We start from the raw sequence: 23307 nt of genomic DNA, 5'->3' as shown, positions 1-23307 counted from the left end.
ATTTTCTGCCGACATAAGCCGCTATACCATTGTTTTAAATGGATATGTGGTTGGTTGGCTTGCTTTTGGCATCACTCGCGGCATAGCAGGCAGCCGAATTGCCTCATCATTTAAAAATCACTCCAAAGCTATTCAAAAATCATTTGATTAACAAATGAAACGAATTGCTTACCTTTGTAAAATGCGTTGCCATGCAAATGAGAATCACTATCATCCACGGGCTTATTCGATAACTAACAAGACCGTTTATGAAACCTTCAAGACTCTCACTGACCATCGCCGCCCTGCTCACCAGCACACTTCCCAACGCCGTTTTTGCGGCCGACGCTGAAAAACAGCCAAAAGACAAAGACATCGAAGTCATAGTCGTTAACGGCAAGCAGCAGCGCAAGCTGGCTGAGGCCCAGCACACCAAGGGGATTTCCAACGCCGATATCTTTTCGACCAACACCAGCGTTGAAGCCAATAACCTGCGTAACGAAGCCGGTGCGCTGGATATAGGTATTCGTGGCGTGCAGGGCGAGGGCCGGGTGCAGATTTTTATCGACGGCAGCCTGCAATCGACCCATACCAACCGTGGTTACATGGGGACGTCGGACCGTACTTACATAGACACAGATCTGATTAGCCATCTCGATTTGGAAAAGGGCCCCAGCAGTCAGGGGGCGGCTTTTGGCGCCGGCGCCATTGGCGGCACTGTGCAAATCCGTACCCTGAGCGCTGCCGATGTGGTCAGCGACGGCAAGCAGTTTGGCGCCCTGGTCAAGCTGAAAACCCACAACAATAACCACATGCCAGAGGTCAGCAGCGACTTTCACCAGCAGCAATATTACGAGGTGCATGATAAGCCCGGCAGCCTGGATTTTTCCGGCGGCGGGGTGATGGTGGCCACCGGTATGCAGCTCGATAAGGTCAATGCTTTGCTCGCCTTCAGTGATAAGCGTATGGGCAACTACTTTGCAGGCAAACACGGCTATGACGCCTTCGTTGAACAGCGGACCGGTTGGAATGGTACTGTTATCCGCGATCTGCCGCCGGTCAATCCCGAAGGTGAAGTGGTTAATACCAGCTTTGAGAGCGAATCCTACCTTGCCAAGCTTGGCATCGACTTTACCGATGAGCATTCCCTTGAATTAAGCAGTCGCCTGCATCAGCAGGAAGCGGGCGAAATGCTGGCCTCCTATTGGCATAAGCAGCGCGCCGGCGATTCCAAATTCTGGTCGACGGTCGATGCAAACGGTAAAACCCAATGGCACTCAGAGGAAATTCCAGAAGGCGTGGAAACCATGCCCCAGTGGAAACCGGGTACGGCCGATGTGCAAAGTTACAATGTGCTGTACAAGTTCAGCGCCAGCGACAATCCGCTCTTGGACGTGCGGGTAAACCTGTGGCACACCGATGCCGAGCTTGAGCAGTACAACGCCCTTGGCAGTAATCTTGGCCCCAACGCGGGTCAGTACTTTCACCAGTACGATAACAAGCGCCATGGCGTGGGGCTGTTTAACACCTCAAGAATTCAGCTGACCGACACTGTGCCGCTGACCCTGATGTACGGCGCATCCTGGCAGGATGAAACCCTTTCACCGTTCGACAACTGGCAGGAAATCTTCAAACGCCGCCATGCGGCTGCGAATAAAAACCTCAAGCCAACGTCGCGCAATGGTAAGCAGACCAAGCGCAGCCTGTTCGCCAATGGTCACCTTGAGCTGGCTGACTTGGCGCTGTCGTTAAACTTGAACCACCATGATTCGGTCAATGAGGATTTTCAGATAAACAATACGCTGGAGTTTGGCCCCAAAACCGACCTGACCCTGGAAGCCGTGTATGAGCTTTTTACGAACACCGCGCTTAAGGCCAAGTACAGCAACGCCTACCGTATGCCGAGCCTGTATGAATCGACCGTGTCGAACGAGGTGTTTTCCTACTCGCCGGATTACCCCATAACCGAAGAAAATATTGAGCTATTTGAGGCCGGTATTGAAAGTGTCTTCACCAAGCTTTTGGGCAGCGCCGATGAGCTGACACTCGGGGCAAACTACTTCCATACCCGCATCAACGACATGATAGCCACCGGCTTTTTACCGAGCAAAAAACCGGGTGCACAATGGTGGGATCAATCCTTTACCTTCACCAACTACGACAAATTTGAATTACCCGGCGTCGAGGCTGAGGTGAGTTACGACCATGCGTGGTTTAGTACCAAAGCGTCTTACACCTATTACACAGATATTGAAATGTGCTCGACCTTGATTGGCGAGGCCGAAGGCGTAGATAGCTGCAACGAAACCGGTTTTTCCGGTGGCTTGACGCCGCTGCGTATTCCGCCGAAAAAGAATCTGGTGGTGAGCGTGGGCACAAAACTGTTTGATGACGCGCTGGAGCTTGGCCTGACCTACAAGGGCCATTCGGCCAAGAATCATCCGGGCGGCTTTTTGTCGGGCACCGGCGCCAACGCGCTGCAGCGCATTCCATCAAGCTATCAGCTCGATTTTTATGCCGACTATCGCTTCAGCAAAAACTACGCAGCCTATGCTTCGCTCACCAACCTCACCAACAGGTACACAGTGTCGGCAGGCTCAGTGGTGGCCATGCCTGAGCCCGGTCGTACTTTGACTTTGGGGCTGGAAGTCAAACTGTGACTTTCGGCTGAGAGTCAAACTCTGGGTTTCGGCTAGAAGCCAAACTCTGGCTTAACGCCGTTAAGTGCACAGGCGCTGGGTGGGAGAAATGGATTTTTCCCACTCCGGCCAAAACATGATCAAGATCGGCATGTGTGCTAAAAAATGCTGCTATAACAGCAAGGTCTGAATCTTCAAGGATGCAAGATGATACCCAAATACTGCGCCACCGCCCTTGAGGCTGTGTCGGTCATCGACAATGACGAGTTTATCTGGACCCACTCGATGGGGGCCACCCCAAGGCTGCTGCTTGAAGCACTGGCCGAGCACGCGCTGACACGGCGCAATCTCACCCTGCTGCAACTGCATACCGAACATGCTGAGTGTTTGAGCGGCCCCGAGCTTGAGGCTCATTTGCGCCATCGCTGTTATTTTGGCGGCAGTCCGACCCGGGAGCTGCTCGCCAAGGGCCGCGCCGATTATGTGCCGGTGTTTTTATCTGAGGTGCCCAAGCTGTTTCGCCGCCGCGAGCAGCGCATCGATACTGCGCTGGTGCAGGTGTCGCCGCCGGATAAGCACGGCATGTGTTCGCTCGGGATCTCGGTGGAGGCAACCCGCGCCGCCTGTGAGGTGGCCGGTAAAATCATCGCCCATATTAACCCCGAAATGCCGCGCACCCACGGCGACAGCTTTATCCCGTTAAGCCGCTTCGATGCAATTTTTGAGGCGCCGATGGTTCTGCCTGAGCATGCGCTTGCCACCACCGACAGCGTGAGTCAGGCCATTGGCCGCAATGTGGCGGCGCTGGTGCGCGACGGCGACTGCTTGCAGATGGGTATTGGCGGCATTCCCGATGCGGTGCTTGGCTGCCTTGGTAATCATCAGCATCTTGGAGTGCATACTGAGCTTTTTTCCGACGGTATTCTGAATCTGGTGGAGCGCGGCGTGGTGGATAACAGCCGCAAGCTGTTTCATCCGGGCAAGCTGGTGACCGGCTTCGCCCTTGGCAGTCGCCGGCTGTACGATTTTGTCGACGATAACCCGCAGGTGGCGTTTCTCGATATTGAGCAGGTGAACGACACCGCCATTATCCGCCGCAACCCGCAGGTGATGGCGATAAACTCGGCGCTGCAGGTGGATGTGAGTGGCCAGGTGTGCGCCGACTCCATTGGCACCCGCATTTACTCGGGGGTTGGCGGCCAGATGGACTTTATCCGCGGCGCCGGGCTGTCGGAAGGCGGCCGCTCGGTTATCGCCATGCCAAGCACAGCCTGTGGCGGCAAGCTGTCGCGCATCAGTACCGTGCTGTCGCCGGGGGCGGGCGTGGTTACTACCCGCGCCCATGTGCACTATATAGTTACCGAATACGGCGTGGCCTATATGCGCGGCAAATCCATTCGCGAGCGGGCTCGTTCACTGATTGATATCGCCCATCCGGATTTTCGGGAGCAACTTGCGCGTGAAACCCATGAAGTGTGGGGCCTGTCGGTTTAGCCAGCCGCTGATGCTGATGTGGATGCTGATGTTGATGTTGATGCAAAACACCTCGCCGGGCGAGGTGTTTTGGTCTTGAATGAACAGCGATGATTAGCTTCTAAGTGCCCGGCGCAGAATTTTTCCGACGGTACTTTTTGGCAGCGCATCGACAAATTCGATGATTTTCGGCTGTTTATAACCGGCAAGATTGGCCGCGCAGTGAGCCATAATCGCGGCTCTGGCCTCCTCCTGATTGCTATCGCCTTTAAGAACTATCACCGCTTTGACCGCTTCGCCGCTGCGCTCATCGGGCACACCAATCACGGCGCACTCAAGCACCAGAGCGTGGCTTGCCAGCACGTTTTCCACCTCGTTGGGGTACACGTTAAAGCCAGATACCAGCACCATGTCTTTCTTCCTGTCGACGATACGGTAGCAGCCGTCCGGCTCGGCAATGGCGATATCGCCGGTTTTGAAAAAACCGTCTTTGGTGAATACCCGCTCGGTTTCAGCGGCTTGCTGCCAGTAACCCGCCATTACCTGCGGGCCGCGCACCGCAAGCTCGCCAGCATCGCCCATGGCCACTTCGGCCTCATCCTCGTTAAGAATGCGCACTTCGGTGCCAAGCACGGGCTTGCCTATGGTGCCAAGGCGCTCGTGGCGCGGCTGGTTTAAGGTCACCACGGGTGAGGTTTCAGACAAACCATAGCCTTCACTGATGGTGCAGCCTGTGGTTTGCTGCCATAGGTTTGACGCCGCTTCGGTCAGCGCGGTGCCGCCTGAAATCGTGAGTTTAAGTTTACTGAAGTCCAGCGCCTTGAACTCACTTTGATGGCACAGGGCCACAAAAAGCGTGTTGAGTCCGGCAAAACCGGTAAAGGAATATTGGCTTAAGGCCTTTATCAGCGCCGGTATGTCGCGCGGATTGGGGATAAGCACAGAGCAGCCACCGCGCTCAACATAGAGCACCAGATTCACCAAAAAGGCATAGATATGGTAGATGGGCAGCGGCGCCACAAAAATATCTTCGCCCGGGGTGATGACATCCTGCAGCCGGTCGCGGCATTGCAGCGCATTGGCAATCAGGTTGCCGTGGCTCAGCATCGCCCCCTTGGAAAGCCCCGTAGTGCCGCCTGTGTATTGCAGCGCCGCCAGGGTGCTGTGGCTTGCCGGCATGGGGCTAAAGGGCGTATTGGGCCCAAGATGCTCGGCGCCAAGGGCAAGCGCCTTTAAAAACTCGATGTTTTTAAGGCCGGTTTTGGGCTGAATTTGCGGCGCAATCAAATCAAGGGCATGGGTGGATATCACTTGCTCAATCGGCGTTTCGGCCACCACCTTGGCGAGGGTTGGCAGCAAGTCCGACAGCACGACCAGCACCTTGGCTCCCGCATCTTTAAACTGATGGATAAGCTCGCGCTCGGTATAAAGCGGGTTGGTATTGACCAGCACCAGGCCAGCCTTGAGGGCGCCGTAGGCGGCAATCACAAACTGAGTCAGATTGGGCAGTTGGATGGCAATCCGGTCACCGGGGGACAAATGGCAGTGATGGGTTAAATAAGCGGCAAACTGATCTGACAGGGTGTTTATCTCACCAAAGCTGTGGCTTTTACCGAGGCAGGCGAATGCGGGCCGGTCTCGGTAGCGCTCGCAGGCCTGCTGAAACAGGTCGGTGAGGGAGGTGTATTCACTTATATCCAGCTGATTATTATTGTTTTTAGTCATGGTGATTCCTGTGTGCAAGGTCGCTTGCCATAAGATAGTCAGCTTAGGGCCAATACGCTGGCAGGGTCAACTGTCCAAAAGTGTCGAACCCTTTTAGGGTGTTGATTTTATGTCCTAAATTTCTTTTATAGCGCATACAATGCGGTGTAAAAAATATTGTTCACTAAGTTGTTGATATTGAAATGGTTGCTCAAATGTAAATTTAAAGATGTAAAAAGGTTGTTGTCAGTCAAAACGAAAGTGTTATAGAAATGTGTCGAAAGGAAACCCTTTTCCTGACTTTGCCGGACCTTTCTGACCCTCGGCAGAGCGAAAACAAATAAAATAACTGAGAACATTGATGATGACTTTCCATGACAAAAAGACCTTTGGCTTAAGTTCATTAAGCCTTGCCATTACATTGGCCATGGCCGGGGTGAGCGCTGGTGCCGTTGCCGCAGAAGCAGAGGCGCAGGCCGAAGCTCAGGCTTCTGACAACATTGAAAAAATTGCTGTGGTTGGCTCGCGCGCGGCGCCGCGCTCTGTGGGCGAATCACCTGTGCCGGTTGATATTATCGACAACGAAGAATTCACCAAAAACGGCACCACCGACATGAACGATCTGCTCGGCAAGGTCGTGCCTTCTTATAACGTCAACACCCAGCCGATTTCCGACGCGGCGACCCTGGTTCGTCCGGCCAACATGCGCGGCTTGGCGCCTGATCATACTTTGGTGTTGGTTAACGGTAAGCGCCGCCACCGCGCGGCGGTGATTTCATTCCTCGGCGGCGGCGTGTCCAACGGTGCCCAGGGTCCGGATATTTCGGTGATCCCGGCTGTTGCCCTGAAGCAGGTCGAAGTGCTGCGTGACGGCGCGGCCGCCCAGTACGGCTCCGACGCCATCGCCGGCGTGGTTAACTTCCAGCTTAAAGACAATGCCGAAGGCGGCACCATCGAAGCCCGCTATGGCGAGTTTTATGAGGGTGACGGCTCCAGCCCCATGGTGGCGGCCAACATAGGTATGCCGCTGACTGAAAACGGCTTTTTTAACGTAAGTGGTGAGTACAAGACCGCTGATTCCACCAGTCGCAGCGTGCAGCGCGACGATGCCGCCGACCTGATTGCGGCCGGCAACAGCGCCGTCGCCAATCCGGCGCAAATCTGGGGTGCACCGGAAACCAAGGACGACTTTAAGCTTTTCTTTAACTCAGGTCTGGATCTGAGCGCCAACCAGAGCGCTTATATGTTCGGTAACTGGGCTCGTCGCGATGTGGAAGGCGGTTTCTATTTCCGTAACCCCAACAACCGTGGCGGTGTGTACAGCAACGATGACGGTGAAACCCTGCTGGTGGGCGATTTAACCGGTGATATGTCCGGTAACTGCCCTGTGATTAAGATAGTCGACAACAAGCCCGATCCGGATGCGTTGGCGCAGGTGAAAAATGATCCCAACTGCTTCGTATTCAATGAGATGTTCCCCGGCGGCTTTACCCCTCGCTTTGGCGGTGTGATTGAAGACACCTCCCTGAGCGCCGGTGTAAAGGGCACCATGGACAACAACCTGAACTATGACTTCGGCGTGAGCTACGGTAAGAGCGATGCCGATTTCTATATCAAGAACACAGTTAACGCGTCACTGGGACCTGATTCGCCCAACGATTTTAAACCCGGCCGTTATGTGCAGCTTGAGCGCGGCGCTTCGCTGGACTTCAGTTACTTTGAAGTGGATGACTGGAGCTTTGCCTCGGGTCTTGAGTTCCGCAACGAAAACTTTGAAATCTATAACGGTGATGCCGCATCCTTCGAGATTGGCCCGCTGTACACCCAGGGCTTTGGTATCGGCTCCAACGGCTTCCCGGGCTTCAAGCCACAGGATGCCGGTTCATGGAGTCGCAATAACTACGCCGCCTACTTTGATGCCGAGCACGACCTGACCGACAACTGGCTGGTGACCGGCGCGCTGCGTTACGAGTATTACGATGACTTCGGCTCAACCACCAACTGGAAGCTGAGCTCAATGTATAGCGTTACCGATGACTTCTCGCTGCGCGCTGCCGCCAGCACGGGTTTCCGCGCTCCGACTGTGGGCCAGAGCAACGTGCGCAACGTGACCACAGCTTACTCCGGTGGTCAGCTTGAAGATCAGGCAACGCTGCCGCCAACCAACCCGATTTCGGTGCAAAAGGGTGGTACTGCCCTTGAGCCAGAAACCTCAGTCAACCTGTCCTTCGGTGCCGTGGCAACTGTGGGCGAGTTCTTCCTGACAGCCGATTACTTCCACATCACTCTGGAAGACCGTATTACCCAGAGCTCGAATCAGGAGCTGACCCAGGAAGATAAGGATGCGCTGATAGCTCAGGGCGTGCTCGATGCCAACAGCTACAGCACAGTGCTGTATTTCACCAACGACTTCGACACCACAACTCAGGGGGTGGATTTGGTGGCAAGCTATGCGCCTTCCTGGCTCGATGGCGGCAACTTTGCACTGGCTTACAACTGGACCGAAACCCAGGTAGACAGCTACAACCCCGATAACATCACCGAAGCGCGGGTAAAAATTCTGGAAGAAGGTCTGCCACAGCACAAGGGCACCCTGACCTGGACCCAGGAACTCAGCGCCAATATGCGCTCCATGCTGCGGATGAACTACTACGGTAAGTTCTACGAAGATCACCTGGACTCAGAAGGCGAGCTGCCGATTTTCAACGGCTCCACCGTGACCTTTGATGCCGAGCTTGGTTATGACTTCAATGATAACTGGAGCATTGCGGTGGGCGCGCAGAACCTGCTGGATACCTATCCTGACGACAACCCATGGGCTGGCGTGGCCGGTGCCGCATACCCTGTGACTTCGCCATACGGCTTTAACGGCGGTTACTACTACGGCCGGATCAACTACAACTTCTGATCTTGGCTGTGACCTAAAGGGCTGCTGCGGCAGCCCTTTTTACGTTTTATGGCGGTTGGTTTTTCTGGTTTTCAGCTTAAGCGGCGTTTATTGCTGCTGACTTTTCTGTTCAAATAAAATTTTTGTGGATAAAAATGTCAACATGGGGTGTTATATCTAAAGTAATGATTTTAAATGTTAAAATTTATTGATTTCATTGTTGGTTACAACTTTTGTACATTTTTACTCACAGCTTTGTTCACAGTGATAATATTTGCGCTATAGTTTGAAGTTCCCGTAGATGGTTTTAAGTTCGCCGCCGGGCTGTTGTCACGGATAGTTGGAGCTTAATTTGAGCTTCGTTCGTTGCCCGCCACAGAGCTTCAGACCTGGCCGTGTGGCCGAATCTCCTTGATTGGCTTGCTGGCGCCTGACAATCACACTTTCCCCCGGGTAGCCCCACTTCTCCTTCTGGGCTATCCGGGGTTTTACTTTCTGCCTTTTTCCTAAGTCCCACATCCGCAGCGCCAAAATTGGCTCAGTAAATCCCCTGCACCATTTACTGAACCGCAAATCGCCTTTGTCATGCGCTTGTGCTAGATTAAGCCCCTGTCTCACAAGACATTGGGTGCCTATCAGGAACCGGGTGCCCGCCTCAAATTTGTTTACCTTAAAAGAATGGAGTCTTCCCATGAAGAAACTTGCGCTAGCCGTGGCAATCCTTGCCGCAGGGGCAGGGGGTTATTGGTACAGCCAGCAGCAAGGCCAAAACGCCTTGAGTAACCCGGCCCTCGATTATATTCCCGCCGACACACCACTGTTTTCAGCCCAGCTGAAGCCGTTCCCGCTGAAGGATTATCTGAAAGCCACCGCCGCCAATACGGCGATGATGGCAGAAGACCCTGTGCTTGCTGAAATGCTCGCCGATACCTCTGAGCCTGCCATCCGCTTTGGCGCCTTCCTGTATAAGGCGTATCTGGATGGGCTTAAGGATCCCGACGCTCTTATCAAGCGTTTTGGTCTGAGTGAGCAGCCGCGCGGTTATTTCTATACCCTCGGTGCCTTGCCGGTTGCCCGCATGGAAGTGGCCAACGCAGCCGCTTTCTGGGCGCTTTTGGATGAAGCCGAAACCTTCAGTGGCTTTAAGCACAGTGTGGGCACGGTTGCGGGCCAGAGTTACCGGGCTTACACCCTGGGTGAGCCAGGCGCCGATGCGACGAAGATAGAGCTCGTTGTTGCTGAGCGTGAAGGCATGGTCAGCGTCAGTCTTAACACCTCGATGCAGGATGCCGCCTTGCTTGAGCATGCGCTGGGTGTGACCAAGGTTGCCAACCCAATTTCGGCCACCAGTCAAATCGCCGACATCATCAAGACCCACGGTTTCCTTGAAGACAGCATCAGCTTTATCAACCATCAGGAACTGGTCCGTGCCGTCGTGAGCGGCGACAACCAGCTGGGCAAGCAGCTCAGCGCCCTGGTGGCCGAGGAAGGTGAAGATCCGTTCCAGGCAATCCGCACCGCCGAGTGTCAGACCGAGCTTAATGCCATCGCCGCCAACTGGCCGCGCACTGTAGCCGGTTTAACGACGCTGAAAGTCGACAGTCAGCAAACCAGCATGGACATGAAACTGGTAGTCGAAACCAAGAACGCCGTGGTATTAGCGGCGCTTGAGAAAATGCGCGGCTTCCTGCCTTCTTACACCACCAATCCGCAAAACAGCGTGATTGCCATGGGGCTGGGGCTGGATGTGTCTGAGCTCGCGCCGTCGCTGACCAAAGTCTGGAATGATGCCATGCAGCCCAAGCTGCAGTGTCAGCCGCTGGCCGAATTACAGGCGCAGCTGTCTGAGCTGAATCCGGCGATGCTGGGCATGGCAACCGGTATGGCCGATGGCGTTAAAGGCATTGCCGCTGCCCTGATTGACTATCAGCTTGAGGTGGTGGATGACGAGCCAAAGCTGAACAAGCTCGATGCCCTGATAAGCCTCTCTGCCGAAGATCCGGCGCTGCTGTTTAACATGGTTAAGCCCTTTGCGCCCGTGCTGGGCCAGATTGAACTCAAGGCCGGTGAAGATGTAGACCTGTCCGGTTTCATTCCGCCTGAGTTTGGTGTCAGTGCCAAGCTTGGCCTGCGCGGCCAGCATATGGTGGTGTACAGCGGTGAAGGCGGTAAAAAGGCTGCCGATGCGCTGTCGTCTGAAAAGCTCAGCGCCAACGGTCTGTACGGCATGTCGGCCGACTATGGCCGCATGATGGGCCCGCTGATGACACTGCTCGAAGCCTCTGGTGAAGAAGTGCCGCCTGAGCTGAGTGGCATGGAAAACTTCAACATGAAGATCCAGATGGCAGTTGACGTCAATGCCCAGGGGCCAGTGTTCCGCTCTGGCTTTGTGATGAAGCCCTAAGCCGGTTCAGGTTGGGGCAGAAAGCGTGAAAAAGCGCCGCAATAGCGGCGCTTTTTTTGCGACTTTTTTACCGGTTTGGCGGGGAAAAGTCAGGCGCTTTTATCGGTAGTGAAGGTCAGTACTGAAGAACGTTAGTGGCGGCCTGCATCTCAGTGGCTGGTTTCTCAGCGCTGGGCCGTATTTGCACTGGCGGCTGGCGACGTGTCACTTGCGGCTTCCTGGGCAGCGGCGTTTTCATCGGAGTCTTGAGTCTTGGCTTCCAAAGCGCCGTCTGAGCTTGGCAATTCACCAATCAGCGCCAGCAGCCCCTCGGCATCGAAGGCTTCCTGGCCCGGCACCCAGATATCGGGGCTGGTGCCGGCACCGGAAATCAGGCTGCCATCACGGGCGTAGGCGAGGGAGCTTGAAAAGAAAAACTCCTGCTTAAGATTCGGCAGACGCAGGCGGTGCAGCTTGCCAAGGTCGCCCATGGTGTCTTCACCTATGATAATGGCCCGTTGCCATTGCTTGGCGCTGTGGACTATCCATTCACATTCCTGCCGACAGCCGGGGCCTGCAATCACCGCCAAGCGGCCTGTGACCTTGGGGCCCTTTGGCTGGCTGCGGACAAACCACTGGCCAAAGCGGACATGGGCATCGTCCCCTGCCAGGGTTGGGCCCGAGTCTGCGGCACGGTATGCGTCGGTGCCGAGGTAGTCGTTGCGCTTGCTTGCTGAGGCGCGGTAGCGGGCAAAACCGATAAGCGGGTCGTCCGAGTCGGCGTAGGCGCCGAGTATGGTCAGCAGCGCCGGACTCTCGCCCTGGGCGGCGCGCAGGTCAAGCACCAGCAGATCGGCGGCCATGGCCTGCTGAAATTGCTTTTGATGGCTGCGGTTATGCTCAATTTCATCGATATTGGTGAGGGTGATTAGATTGGCCTTTTCACCAAGGGGCTTGATGGAAAAAAGGTTTTCGGTGACGGGCGGCTCGTCCGGTAACAGCTGCAGCGTTACCCGACGCACCTGACCTTCAAGGCTGGTCAGGGTCAGGGTGACACTGGGTTTGGCGCTGAGGCCAAGTTCATGGCGCAGCAGTGCAATCCGTCTGAGCCACTGGGCCTGACTGGTCAGGCTGTATTTGCTGCTGCCCGGCAAAAAGGCCTGGGTGGCCTCCTGCCAGCGGCTCAGGGGCACATCGTCTATGTGACTGATAAAGGGATGGTCTTCATCCCAGGCGTTAAGGGAGTCATCCAGCGCCAGCCAGCGGTCATCCAGCGCCCGCGGCACTATCGGCAGCCGCTGACCAAACTCGGCTTCGGGGCCAGTACCTGTGCCGGGGTCCTGCAGGATATTCATTATCTTCAGTACTTCGGCGCCAAAGATTGTCGATGGGATTTGATCCGGATAGCGGCTTGCCATCGCCTTAATGTACGCATCAATCTGGGCCGACTTGCTCGCTTCATCCAGGGTCAGAAAGGCTGAGTGGGCGTCAAGCTCGCGCCGAAGTAAATACAGGTCCTGACGCATCTCCCGCGCCGTGAGCACGCTGGCGCGCGCCTCTTCCGGCCACAGAAATAAACTGAGGCGCATGGCGCTGAGCGTAATGATGATGACCAGCACCGCCAGAATCGCCTCGACATGGGCGAGGTTGCTATCGGCGTTGCCTGTGGAATGCGCTGTCATGTGGTTTTAAAACAAGCCATTGATTGAAAAGCCGATACCAAGATATTGGGATTGAGCATTATAGTCCATGACTTTGACAGGGTAACAGCGCATCACGTTTCATTGCCGCGCTTTTGAGCGTTTGTCAGCGGCAAAACTGATAGATCTTTTTGCAATAACTTAGTTTGCGGTCTCGTCACCCCAGGGTCGCCAAATTTGTGCTAACCGGCTGTTTTTCCTAATCCCAGCGCCGATTTTACCCACCATCACCAATCCGGATCCTGTCTTTGGCCGATTTGCGGGCTGGATCACGGCTCTATATTTCTTTTGGTTATAAAAACAAATTATTTTCTATTTATTATGGAATATAAGGGCGGCTATATTTGCTGGCAACTGTGAAATGGGGGTGTGTATGGATGTGGTAACGCTGCCGGGTCAGGGACCCAAGGGCAAAGTCTTTTTAGTGGGTGCAGGTCCAGGTGATGTGGAGCTGTTGACCCTGAAGGCTGCCCGCGTGCTCTCAACAGCTGATGCCGTATTGTACGACGCGCTGGTCAGCGATGACATCCTCGCCCTCATTCCTGAGCAGGCTGAAAAAATTGCCGTGGGCAAACGGGCCGGCGCCCACAGCGCCCGCCAGGAAGAAATCAACCAACTGCTGGTCACCAAGGCCTACACCCGCAAGCGCGTGGTGCGCCTCAAAGGCGGCGACCCTTTTATCTTCGGTCGTGGCGGTGAAGAGCTGCAAACTCTGGTGGAAGCCGGGGTGGAATTTGAAGTTGTGCCCGGCATTACTGCCGCCAGTGGTACCTCGGCCTATGCCGGTATTCCGCTGACCCACAGGGACTTTGCCCAGGGCGTGACCTTTATTACCGGCCACTGCCAGCTGGAAAGCCGCCCGATGAACTGGCAGGGCTACGCCAATCCCGCCAACACCCTGGTGGTGTATATGGGCATTCTCAACGCCGGACTTATCCAGCGTGAGCTGATTAGCCATGGCCGCGGCGCCGACACCCCGGTGGCCATCGTCTCCAAGGCGACCACAGCCCAGCAGCAGCGGATTGTCGGCACCCTGGGCGAGCTTGAATCCCTGGCAAAAGACGAGCGGGTAGTGATGCCCGCGCTGATGATTATCGGTGAAGTGGTGAGTCTTGCCGCTTCCCTGAGCTGGTTCGAGCCAGCGGCTGCCAGTACCCCGGCAGCCAAACAGAACTCAATTTAATACTGCTAACGCGGTTAACCCATTAGTAACTCGGAGAAACAAGATGTCAGGGCCTGTGTTAAGTCACCTTGAGCAACTGGAAGCGGAAAGCATCCAGATCTTCCGTGAAGTCGCGGCGGAATTCGACAACCCCGTGATGCTGTACTCCATCGGCAAGGATTCGTCTGTGCTGCTGCATCTGGCACGTAAGGCGTTTTATCCGGGCAAGATCCCTTTCCCGCTGCTGCACGTGGATACCGACTGGAAATTCCGCGAGATGATCAAATTCCGCGACGAAGCGGCGGTGAAGTACGGTTTCGATCTGCTGGTGCACAAGAACCCTGAAGGTCTTGCCATGGGCATGAACCCGTTCACTTTTGGTTCATCCAAGCACACCGACGTGATGAAGACCGAGGGTCTGAAGCAGGCGCTGAACAAGTACGGCTTTGATGCGGCCTTCGGCGGCGCCCGCCGCGACGAAGAGAAGTCCCGCGCCAAGGAGCGTGTGTATTCGTTCCGCGACAGCAAGCACCGCTGGGATCCGAAAAACCAGCGCCCTGAGCTGTGGCACACCTACAACGGCCAGGTAAACAAGGGCGAGAGCATCCGTGTATTCCCGCTGTCCAACTGGACCGAACTGGATATCTGGCAATACATCTATCAGGAAAACATCGACATAGTACCGCTGTACTTTGCCGACTACCGTCCTGTGGTTGAGCGTAACGGCACCCTGATCATGGTCGATGATGACCGTATGCCGCTGAACGAGGGCGAAGTGCCCGAGCAGAAGCTGGTGCGTTTCCGCACCCTGGGCTGTTATCCGCTCACCGGCGCGATTGAATCCAGCGCCACCACACTCACCGGCATCATCGAAGAGATGCTGTTGTCCCGCTCCAGTGAGCGTCAGGGCAGGGTGATTGACCACGATTCTTCCGGTTCCATGGAAAAGAAAAAGCGCGAGGGGTATTTCTGATGTCTATTGCACAGCAAGTTAAAGATCTGGGTATCGAAGAGTATCTGGAAAGACAACAGCACAAGTCGCTGCTCAAGTTTCTGACCTGTGGCTCGGTGGACGATGGTAAATCGACTCTGATTGGTCGTCTGCTGCACGACAGCGCCCAGATTTATGAAGATCAGCTCGCCGCCCTGTCGAAAGACTCCAAGGTGCACGGCACCACAGGCGAAGCGATTGATTTGGCACTGCTGGTAGACGGCCTGCAGGCCGAGCGCGAGCAGGGCATCACCATCGATGTGGCCTACCGCTATTTCTCTACCGAGAAGCGCAAATTCATCATCGCCGACACCCCCGGCCACGAGCAGTACACCCGCAACATGGCTACCGGCGCGTCCAACTGCGACCTCGCCATCATACTGGTGGATGCCCGCTACGGCGTGCAGACCCAGACCCGTCGTCACAGCTTTATCTGCTCACTGCTCGGCATCAAGCAGTTTGTGGTGGCGGTGAACAAGATGGATCTGCTGGGCTTCGATGAAGCGCGTTTTGAAGAAATCAAACGCGACTATCTCGCCTTTGCCGAGCAGCTCAAGGTGCCGGACATCAAGTTTGTGCCGCTGTCAGCCCTGCGTGGCGACAACGTGGTCAGCCGCTCCGAGGAAAGCCCCTGGTACAGCGGCGAGACCCTGCTGTCTATCCTCGAAAGTGCTCCGGTAACCGGTGCCAACCGTGAGTTTGAAGCCCGTCTGCCGGTGCAGTACGTGAGCCGCCCGAACCTGGATTTCCGTGGTTTTGCCGGCACCATCGCCAGCGGCAACTTCAAGGTGGGCGATGCCATCAAGGCGCTGCCATCGGGCAAGACCTCGGTGATCGACAGCATAGTCACCTTCAGCGGCAACCTCGACGAGGCCTTTGCAGGTCAGGCGGTAACCCTGACCCTCAAAGATGAAATCGACATCAGCCGTGGCGACGTGATTGTGCCGGTATCGAGCGATGTCACCGTGTCCAACCGCTTGCTCGCCAAGGTGGTGTGGATGCACGAGCAGCCGCTGACTCCGGGCAAACAGTACAACATCAAGCTTGCCACCAAGAAGGTGCCCGGCACTGTGCGTCACATCATTCACAGCATAGATGTGAACACCCTCGCCGAAGACAAGGCCACCGAGCTGCCACTGAACGGCATTGCGCTGGTGGAGCTGGAGCTCGACGAAGCCGTGGTGTTCGATGCGTATCAGGATAACCGCGACACAGGTGGTTTTATCTTTATCGACCGCATCAGCAACATCACTGTCGGTGCCGGTCTGGTGGAGAGTGCCCTCGAAGCCGAGCACAAGGCCACTGACTTCAGCGAGTTTGAGCTTGAGCTCAATGCCCTTATCCGTAAGCACTTTCCACATTGGCAGGCGCTGGATATCAGCAAACGCTGAAACCCAAAAGCGGGCCCCGCGCCCGCTCATTAACTGATTGAAAGGATAGACACTATGACGCTAGAGCAATATTGGGTAATAGGTATGCTGCTGACCTTGGTTGGCATGCTCACCTGTACCCGGGTGCCGGCGTCATGGGTGTTTGCCGCTGTGGCGCTGCTATCCTATGTGACTAACCTTTTAAGTCTCAATGAGTTGTCGGCATCTTTCACCGACTCCTCCTTGCTGACGCTGGTGCTGTTGCTGCTCGCGTCTGTGGCGCTGGAAAAGACCCGCCTTATCAGCTGGGTTGGCGTGCAGCTTAGCCGTGGCGGCCTGCGTACCGTACTCACCAAGCTGTGGTTTTCCACCTCTGTGCTGTCATCCTTTACCGCCAACACCGCGGTGGTGGCGAGCCTGATTGGTGCCATCAAACGCAACCAGCGTTATGCGCCCTCCAAGCTGATGCTGCCCATGGCCTTTGCGGCCACCTTCGGCGGCACCCTGACCCTGATTGGCACCTCCACCAACCTGGTGGTGAACAGTTTCCTCGACAAAGCCGGTCTGCCGCTGCTTGAGTTTTTCTCTACCACCGGTGTGGCTTTAGGTGTTGTTGCCTCGGGCATGCTGATGCTGTGGCTGATTGCCGACAAGCTGCCGGTGACCGAAAAAGCCGAAAACGTAGACGACCTGCCGTACTTCCTTGAGGCGCGTATCGCCAAGGGCTCAATTCTGATTGGCAAGACGGTCAGCGATGCCGGCCTTCGTCATCTGCGTAAGCTGTATCTGGCTGAAATCCAACGGGTGATTGATGGCGAAAAGACCACCATCATTCCGGTTACGCCGGAAGAAGTCATTCAGCAAGGCGATGTACTGCTGTTTGCCGGCGACATGGAGTCGGTGGCAGTGCTGCAGGAAATCGACGGCCTGACCCTCTATGGTCACCACACCATGAATGGCCAAAGTCTTGCCGAAGCTATTATCAGCCACTCATCCAGCCTGAACGGCGTAAGCTTGAAAGACGCCCAGTTCCGTGAGCGCTTCGATGCGGTGGTGGTAGCGGTGCGCCGTGGTCACGAGCGTTTGCGCGGCGGTCTTGGCACCATCGAACTGCAGGCCGGTGACGCGCTGCTGCTGGTACCGGGCAAGGGCTTTGGTGATGCCTCACAGCGGCTCGATAAAGAATTTTTGCTCGTCAACGGCGTGGATTCCTCCACCCGCCTGACTCCGGCGCGCAGCGCCTGGGTGCTGGCCTCCTTTGCGGCTGTGATTGGCCTTGCCATGTTCAACGTGCTGCCGCTCCTTAAGGGTCTGACCCTGTTTGTGGCGGGGCTGTTGTTTACTCAGGTGGTGACCCTGTCTGAGCTTAAGCGCCGCTTCCCGATTGATATAGTGCTGATTGTCGGCGGCGCGCTGGCGCTGTCGGAAGCCATGAGCAACAGCGGCATCTCCAAGCTTTTGGCCGATGCACTCTCCAGCGGTTTCAGCGGTGTGCATCTGGTGCTGGTGCTGGCGGGCGTGTATCTGCTTACCTTGCTGCTCACTGAGCTTATGTCCAACAACGCCGCTGCCGCGCTGGTGTGCCCCATCGCCATCAGTCTGGCGCAGGGCCTTGGCATCGACCCCATGCCCTTTATCATGGCGGTGCTGTTTGGTGCCAGTGCCAGTTTTATCAGCCCCTGGGGCTACCAGACCAACCTGCTGGTATTCACAGTCGGCAATTATCGCCTGAAACAATATGTGGGCGTCGGCTTGCCGATGGCGCTGGCCTACAGTCTGGCGGTGCTGACCCTAATTCCGTTATTGTTCCCGTTTCACCGCCTGTAAGCCGTGATAACAGAGGAAGGAGCACCCATGAACCATATCGTCTGGCATCAACACGCCATTACCCGCAGCGAGCGCGCCGAGCAAAAAGGCCATCGCGGCGCCATCCTCTGGTTTACCGGCCTCTCCGGTGCCGGTAAGAGCACCCTCGCTGGCGCTCTGGAAGCCGAGCTGTATCGTCGCGGCCTGCATTCTTATTTGCTCGATGGCGACAATGTGCGCCACGGCCTGTGTAACGATTTAGGCTTCAGCCTCGACGACAGACGCGAAAACATCCGCCGGGTGGGCGAGGTGGCCAAGCTGATGCTGGACGCCGGGCTCTTGGTCCTCTCGGCCTTTGTTTCGCCCCAGCGCGCCGAGCGGGATCTGGTACGCTCACTGGTGGGCGAGGGTGAGTTTATCGAGGTGCACGTAGCCACACCGCTCAATGTGTGTGAATCCCGCGATCCGAAGGGCCTTTACCAGAAGGCCCGCTCTGGTGAGATTAAAGATTTTACCGGTATTTCCTCGCCTTACGAGGCACCTGTAAGTGCGGAATTGGTGATTGATACCAGTGAGGGGGATCTGGATTCGCAGGTGGCGAAGCTGGTGGATTATTTGATTGGTGGTGGGTACATTCCGGCCTGATTGAGCATCAGGGGGCTTTATCGTTAGCCGAGTGCTTCGCTGGTAATTGCTGAGTAGACTGTTCCTACTTCCTGCTTCCTACTCGATGGGATGGCTAACGCCACATAGTTTTAATCTCTGTTGCTTTTCAAGCAACCAAAGTCGTGGGGCTTCACCCCACACCCGAGGAAAGGGCGAAAGTGTGCCTGAAAGGCAAGCGACAGAAAAGTTTCTGTCGCTTAGCGGAAGCCGAAGTGCTCTGTACGCCACGCGGAGGCAGTATCGACTTGCCCCCTTATCCAATCCCCCAGCGACCCCAGACGAAGCCGAGCACTTTGGCTTTATGGGCTGAAAACGAGCACCGTGACCGACTCGCTCCAAGCTCGACGGTCACTGCCTCGATATCCCTATCTCGGCTTGCCCGTTTCCCTCAGCCCAACAGCCAAAGCGGCTTCGATGGGGAGTGTTGCCTCGTGCTCGCTGCGAGTAAAGCGTTGTGCCTGTCCTATCTTTTAATTGCATTTAAGCCCTTGATCAATCAGATTGGTGGTGGTGAGTCAAGTTATCGTCCGATGAGGGTCGTTGTCGCTGGGGTTATTGGGGGAACTGCTTCAAAGCTTTCCGGAGGGAAGTTTGTGAATGGTGCAGTTACAGGAGCTTTCATTCAATTGTTCAATGCTGAAACGGCTTTATCTAAACGAAAAGCGACAATAAGGTCTGACAGCGAAGATGAATTGAAGCAGAAAATGGGATACGAAAAAGGTAAGACCTTGGTATTCTCTGGTAAAAGAAAATTGGCTCATACACCGGGAATGGCACAGCAACCCAACAGAGATGCCATGGATCAAGAGGTTTTACATGAAGATATATTCTGGTTTGATGAGGTCGGTAGCCTACATACAATAGGGTATACAACAACCGGAACGTTCAACTCATTTTCCCAAGGTTGGACTGTGAAAGATTATTTGTTTTCTTCCCCCATGTATGTCGCTGATGGGGCAGTTGATATATACTCGATGCTTACAAATATGCCTGGTTCACAAACTGTGATAGGGCTGGATTCTGTAGGGATGCCGATTAGTACATCTATACCGTGGGACGGTAATAGTTATAATTTGACAACTCACAATTGTCAGATGTTTGTTACGTCCGCCCGAAAGCTTTTTTCTGGATTGTGAGGGTGTGCAGTTGAAATTCATGTTGATTTTTGTCTCTCTTTTTTTATCGCTTAGTGCTGTGGCTGAAGACTATTTTGTTCTAAAAAGAGATGGGCGTATCTACGAGTATGAAGTGGATGGTGGTGTAATTGATGAAGTTGGTAAGATCGAATTTTTAAGTTATTTAAAGGCTAGTCATCCCAATTATTCTTTTTTGGGCGTAATTGCTAACAGGGAAGAAGTTTTTTTTTCAGTTGGCTATTTTAAGCCTGAACATGGAAATGTGGCTGAAATATACGGTTACTCGATAGGTAAAAATAAAGTTTCATTTATTTCTAATGGAAAATATCCATCATTCATAAATGGAAGCCTATGCTTTGCTCGTGACCTGCTTGATAGCGAAGGCAGTTCGATTGTATGTGTTGATGAAAATGGTTCTGAAAGAATACATGAGGAATTGCCTATTTCTATAGGGCGAGGTAACTCAACTTCCTCAAAAGAAGGGATTGCCTATTTTGACATCAAGCAAAAGGTATTGAAATTAATACAGGGTAAAGCTGTAAGTAATTATATAGCAAAATTGGATTACTGTGTTCCAGTTGCAATTTCCAAAGATTATGGAATTGTTTGTAGAGGGAAAGAGTGGGGTAAATACTTTTTTGTTAGCGGGGGAATGATTATAAAAGCAGAAAACTTCATTCCTAGGTTGATTGTTGGAAATAGCATTATTGGAATTATTGTTTCTGAATCGTTGGGGAAAAATCAGGTTAGCTTATCTCGATATGATATCGGTAGTGGGGGGATGGAGTCGGTGGAGTTTGATACTGATGATATCTCAGAAGCTGCTTTTTTTAAGAAATGAGCAAAAAAGACAGGACATATATGAAGTGTCAGGACACCCACAACACTCCTTATCGAACTTTGCTATGTGCTTGCTGCCTTTGTAGCCCTATGACTTTCTTACTTTTTTTCTATCTTTTTCTGCTTAGAACGGGACAAATTTCCGTGCAACCTGCTGCGAAAGGCTTATGGATGTCCTCTTGCAAATGTGCGAGCGTTAGGTTTTACGGCGCTGTTGGTTAAACCAAGGTGTAGCGGTTAAACCAAGGTGTGCTGGTTAAACCCAGGTATGACGGTTAAACCAAGGTGTGGCGGTTATGGCCGAAATCCAAGGGGCTCTAAGCGTTATTTTTTACTGGTTATTGATAAAGGATATCTATGCGTCGGCCTCTACTCATATTTACTTCGCTGGCTTCCTCCTTGCTGACTTCCTCCTTACTGATAGTCAGCTCTATTACGATGGCTGAACCTGAAGAGTCCCACGAGACTTTATTACTGCCGGAAGCGATACAAGAGATTTATCCAGCTCTGGTAGGTGACGAAGTTTGGATTGCAGGGGGAATTTCATCAGAACTTCCGGCTCAGCAGGGAAATATGACTGCAAAAGTCCATTATTTGTCACAAGACAATAGAGCGTGGACGAGTGCACCGGATTTACCTGAAGGGCGGCATCATACTTATTTGCAGGCGGTGGGCGAGAGACTATTCGCTTTTGGCGGCTTTGTGCAAACTCAACAAGGGCAGTGGTTTAATTCAGATGATGTCTTGATGCTTGATGAAGAACGGAGCCGTTGGCGCCCGGTGGCGACACTGCCAATGCCGTTAAGTGAAACCGTAGCTGCGGTTATCAATAACAAAGTGCACCTGGTGGGGGGGCGTAGTGCCAAGGGCGAGTTAAACGGTCAATGGCAGCACAGTACTGATGTCGATGTGCATTTGGTATTTGATCCGCAGACTTTTGAATTTACTCGCAAGGCATCATTACCCGGTGCCAGAAACAGTGCGGCAACGGTACAGTTAGGTGAGCGTTGGTTTGTTATTGGCGGACGACAAACTAATGGCAAGGTGTTTAACGACCTACTTGAGTATTTGCCTGCTGAGGATAGATGGCTGGAAGGGCCAAGTATGCCTGAGGGCCGAGCCGGACATGCAGCGGCCATTTTGGGTGACAAGCTTTATGTATTTGGTGGTGAAAGTGCACAAGGCGTCAATAAAGATATTCTGGTGTTTGATTTCAAAAGCAATCAGTGGCAACGAGTAAAGGGTCATGAAATCGCGAGGCATGGTCTTGGCGCTGTCACAGTTGATGACCATATCCTACTGATTGGCGGTGCAAAACACGTTGGATTGGAGCAAACGCTAAACACTACCCAACGTTTTTACCCTGAGAAGACAGAATAAACATGGCCACCATAATCTTATGAAGTGTCTTACAGATATTCACTCAGGCATATTGTGCGAAAGAACTAAGGGGCAAAAGGTAAGGGGCAAAAGGAGTCAGGGCAGGCATGACATTGTGTCTATGTGCCTGCCCTATTTTTGACTGTACTATTTTTCGACCTTTGGCTTTTATCTCAACGGTCTTGCCTTAGCTGCCGCCTTGCATTGCCTGCCATTCGCGTCTGAGCAGGGCGTATTGGTATTCCGAACCCCAAGCGCCTTTGAAGAAGATGTTTTCTACAAAGTGTGCTTCGCGGCGAAAGCCAAGGCGCTCGAGCAGTTGATAACTGGCGTGGTTTTCGGTATCGCAAGTGGCTGATACCCGGTGGCCTTTGGGTTTTTCAACGCTGCTATTCTCATAACTGCTATTGCCGTCTTCCTCAAAAAACCAGCTGAGCAGGCAGCGCACGGCTTCGGCAGCATAGCCTTTTCCCTGATGCGCAGGGGCCAGGGTAAAGCCGATTTCCAATTGATTATTATCCAAAAAATGCAGAGCGAGATCGCCGATTAGGGCATCGTTGGTATCGCAGATGGCAAGCTGAAACCAGGAGTCCGGCGCGCCAAAGTCGCTGTTTTGCTGGTTATCGAGCAGCTGCTGTGCCCGCACTGCATCATAATCAGTCCAGCTTTGGTAGCGGGCGACATCGGGGTGACAGCGGTAGGCGGTGAAGGCGGGCAGATCGCGCTGCGCCAGTGCTCTTAGCTGGATGCGCTGGCCTCGAAGCACAGGTGGCTTTGCATAAAGGGCTGGCTTTTCATAAAGGGCTGGCTTGTTGGTCATGGCGTATCCTTGCTCCTGCTGTTAAAGCGGCCTGCTTTTATGGGCTTAAGGCTCACAGCTCTTTGGCCTAATCCGCTTAAAGCGTATGTCCGATAGGGCTAGCCTGCGCTGCACTTGGCTCAATCCTGCGCAGCCGTTTGCTCGGGTGCTTGCTCGTGCTCTGCGTGCGCTTTTGAACCAGCCAAATCTGCAGCATCGGTTTGTGCCAATTTCTCACGTTCAGCCTTGGAAATATACTTTGGCTTGTTGCTGCCATGCAGCTTGGCCTTTTTCTTTTTGTCTTTGGCAATCAGGGTTTGATTGATTTTCTTTTTTCTGTTCATAAACGGCAGTGGTGGATTGGTTTTCAGGAGGTGTTCGCTGGGCAATTT

General features: G+C 54.0%; 16 protein-coding genes. 12 read left to right on the top strand and 4 right to left on the bottom strand.

What is annotated here, in order from left to right; all coding sequences use genetic code 11:
• The first annotated feature begins 248 nt into the window (after positions 1 to 248).
• Positions 249 to 2639: a TonB-dependent receptor domain-containing protein gene (locus tag KJI95_RS04100; RefSeq protein WP_214505875.1), complete on the top strand. Its 2391-nt coding sequence runs from the start codon at positions 249 to 251 to the stop codon at positions 2637 to 2639.
• Between the two features lie 186 nt (positions 2640 to 2825).
• Entirely contained in the window at positions 2826 to 4112 is a 1287-nt protein-coding gene (locus tag KJI95_RS04095) for an acetyl-CoA hydrolase/transferase family protein (RefSeq protein WP_214505874.1), read from the top strand.
• A 93-nt stretch (positions 4113 to 4205) separates the two neighbouring features.
• On the opposite strand, the gene KJI95_RS04090 is transcribed toward KJI95_RS04095, so the two are convergent.
• Positions 4206 to 5816, bottom strand: a complete 1611-nt coding sequence (locus KJI95_RS04090; RefSeq protein WP_214505873.1) for an AMP-binding protein — start codon at positions 5814 to 5816, stop codon at positions 4206 to 4208.
• A gap of 343 nt (positions 5817 to 6159) precedes the next feature.
• On the opposite strand from KJI95_RS04090, the gene KJI95_RS04085 reads away from it, so the two are divergent.
• Positions 6160 to 8703 carry a TonB-dependent receptor plug domain-containing protein gene (locus tag KJI95_RS04085; protein ID WP_214506186.1) on the top strand — a complete coding sequence of 848 codons (2544 nt, stop codon included), beginning with the start codon at positions 6160 to 6162 and terminating at the stop codon, positions 8701 to 8703.
• 670 nt (positions 8704 to 9373) lie between these two features.
• Positions 9374 to 11086 carry a hypothetical protein gene (locus tag KJI95_RS04080; RefSeq protein ID WP_214505872.1) on the top strand — a complete coding sequence of 571 codons (1713 nt, stop codon included), beginning with the start codon at positions 9374 to 9376 and terminating at the stop codon, positions 11084 to 11086.
• Positions 11087 to 11250: 164 nt separating this feature from the next.
• Here the strand turns inward: KJI95_RS04080 and KJI95_RS04075 are convergent, their stop codons facing one another.
• Positions 11251 to 12747, bottom strand: a complete 1497-nt coding sequence (locus tag KJI95_RS04075; RefSeq protein ID WP_214505870.1) for a S41 family peptidase — start codon at positions 12745 to 12747, stop codon at positions 11251 to 11253.
• Between the two features lie 391 nt (positions 12748 to 13138).
• Here KJI95_RS04075 and cobA point away from each other — a divergent pair, with 391 nt between their 5' ends.
• The 8 genes from cobA (at position 13139) to KJI95_RS04035 (ending at position 22116) form a co-directional block, all read left to right on the top strand.
• Entirely contained in the window at positions 13139 to 13948 is an 810-nt protein-coding gene (cobA, locus tag KJI95_RS04070) for a uroporphyrinogen-III C-methyltransferase (protein WP_214505869.1), read from the top strand.
• Positions 13949 to 13991: 43 nt separating this feature from the next.
• A complete protein-coding gene (gene cysD / locus KJI95_RS04065) occupies positions 13992 to 14900 on the top strand; it encodes a sulfate adenylyltransferase subunit CysD (RefSeq protein WP_214505868.1) in 909 nt (302 codons plus the stop codon).
• Positions 14900 to 16309 (top strand): sulfate adenylyltransferase subunit CysN, encoded by a 1410-nt coding sequence (cysN, locus tag KJI95_RS04060; protein WP_214505867.1) that lies wholly within the window; start codon positions 14900 to 14902, stop codon positions 16307 to 16309. Before cysD ends, cysN begins: the two co-directional genes overlap by 1 nt.
• 54 nt (positions 16310 to 16363) lie before the next feature.
• Positions 16364 to 18115, top strand: coding sequence for an SLC13 family permease (locus tag KJI95_RS04055; protein ID WP_214505865.1), 1752 nt, complete (start codon positions 16364 to 16366; stop codon positions 18113 to 18115).
• 27 nt (positions 18116 to 18142) lie between these two features.
• Entirely contained in the window at positions 18143 to 18739 is a 597-nt protein-coding gene (cysC, locus tag KJI95_RS04050) for an adenylyl-sulfate kinase (protein ID WP_214505864.1), read from the top strand.
• Positions 18740 to 19191: 452 nt separating this feature from the next.
• Entirely contained in the window at positions 19192 to 19896 is a 705-nt protein-coding gene (locus KJI95_RS04045; RefSeq protein WP_214505863.1) for a hypothetical protein, read from the top strand.
• Positions 19897 to 19906: 10 nt separating this feature from the next.
• Positions 19907 to 20737, top strand: a complete 831-nt coding sequence (locus KJI95_RS04040; RefSeq protein WP_214505862.1) for a hypothetical protein — start codon at positions 19907 to 19909, stop codon at positions 20735 to 20737.
• A 398-nt stretch (positions 20738 to 21135) separates the two neighbouring features.
• Positions 21136 to 22116 carry a Kelch repeat-containing protein gene (locus KJI95_RS04035; RefSeq protein WP_214505861.1) on the top strand — a complete coding sequence of 327 codons (981 nt, stop codon included), beginning with the start codon at positions 21136 to 21138 and terminating at the stop codon, positions 22114 to 22116.
• Positions 22117 to 22303: 187 nt separating this feature from the next.
• On the opposite strand, the gene KJI95_RS04030 is transcribed toward KJI95_RS04035, so the two are convergent.
• The gene (locus KJI95_RS04030; RefSeq protein ID WP_214505860.1) at positions 22304 to 22936 is read right to left on the bottom strand and encodes a GNAT family N-acetyltransferase; all 633 of its coding nucleotides are present in this window, start codon (positions 22934 to 22936) and stop codon (positions 22304 to 22306) included.
• A gap of 119 nt (positions 22937 to 23055) precedes the next feature.
• Entirely contained in the window at positions 23056 to 23259 is a 204-nt protein-coding gene (locus KJI95_RS04025; protein ID WP_214505859.1) for a DUF2986 domain-containing protein, read from the bottom strand.
• Between the last annotated feature and the right edge of the window lie 48 nt (positions 23260 to 23307).

This window comes from Shewanella jiangmenensis, assembly GCF_018596335.1.
GTDB lineage: Bacteria > Pseudomonadota > Gammaproteobacteria > Enterobacterales > Shewanellaceae > Shewanella > Shewanella jiangmenensis.
Note: the sequence above shows the minus strand (reverse complement) of the source record. Positions and strands in the feature narration are given on the sequence as shown.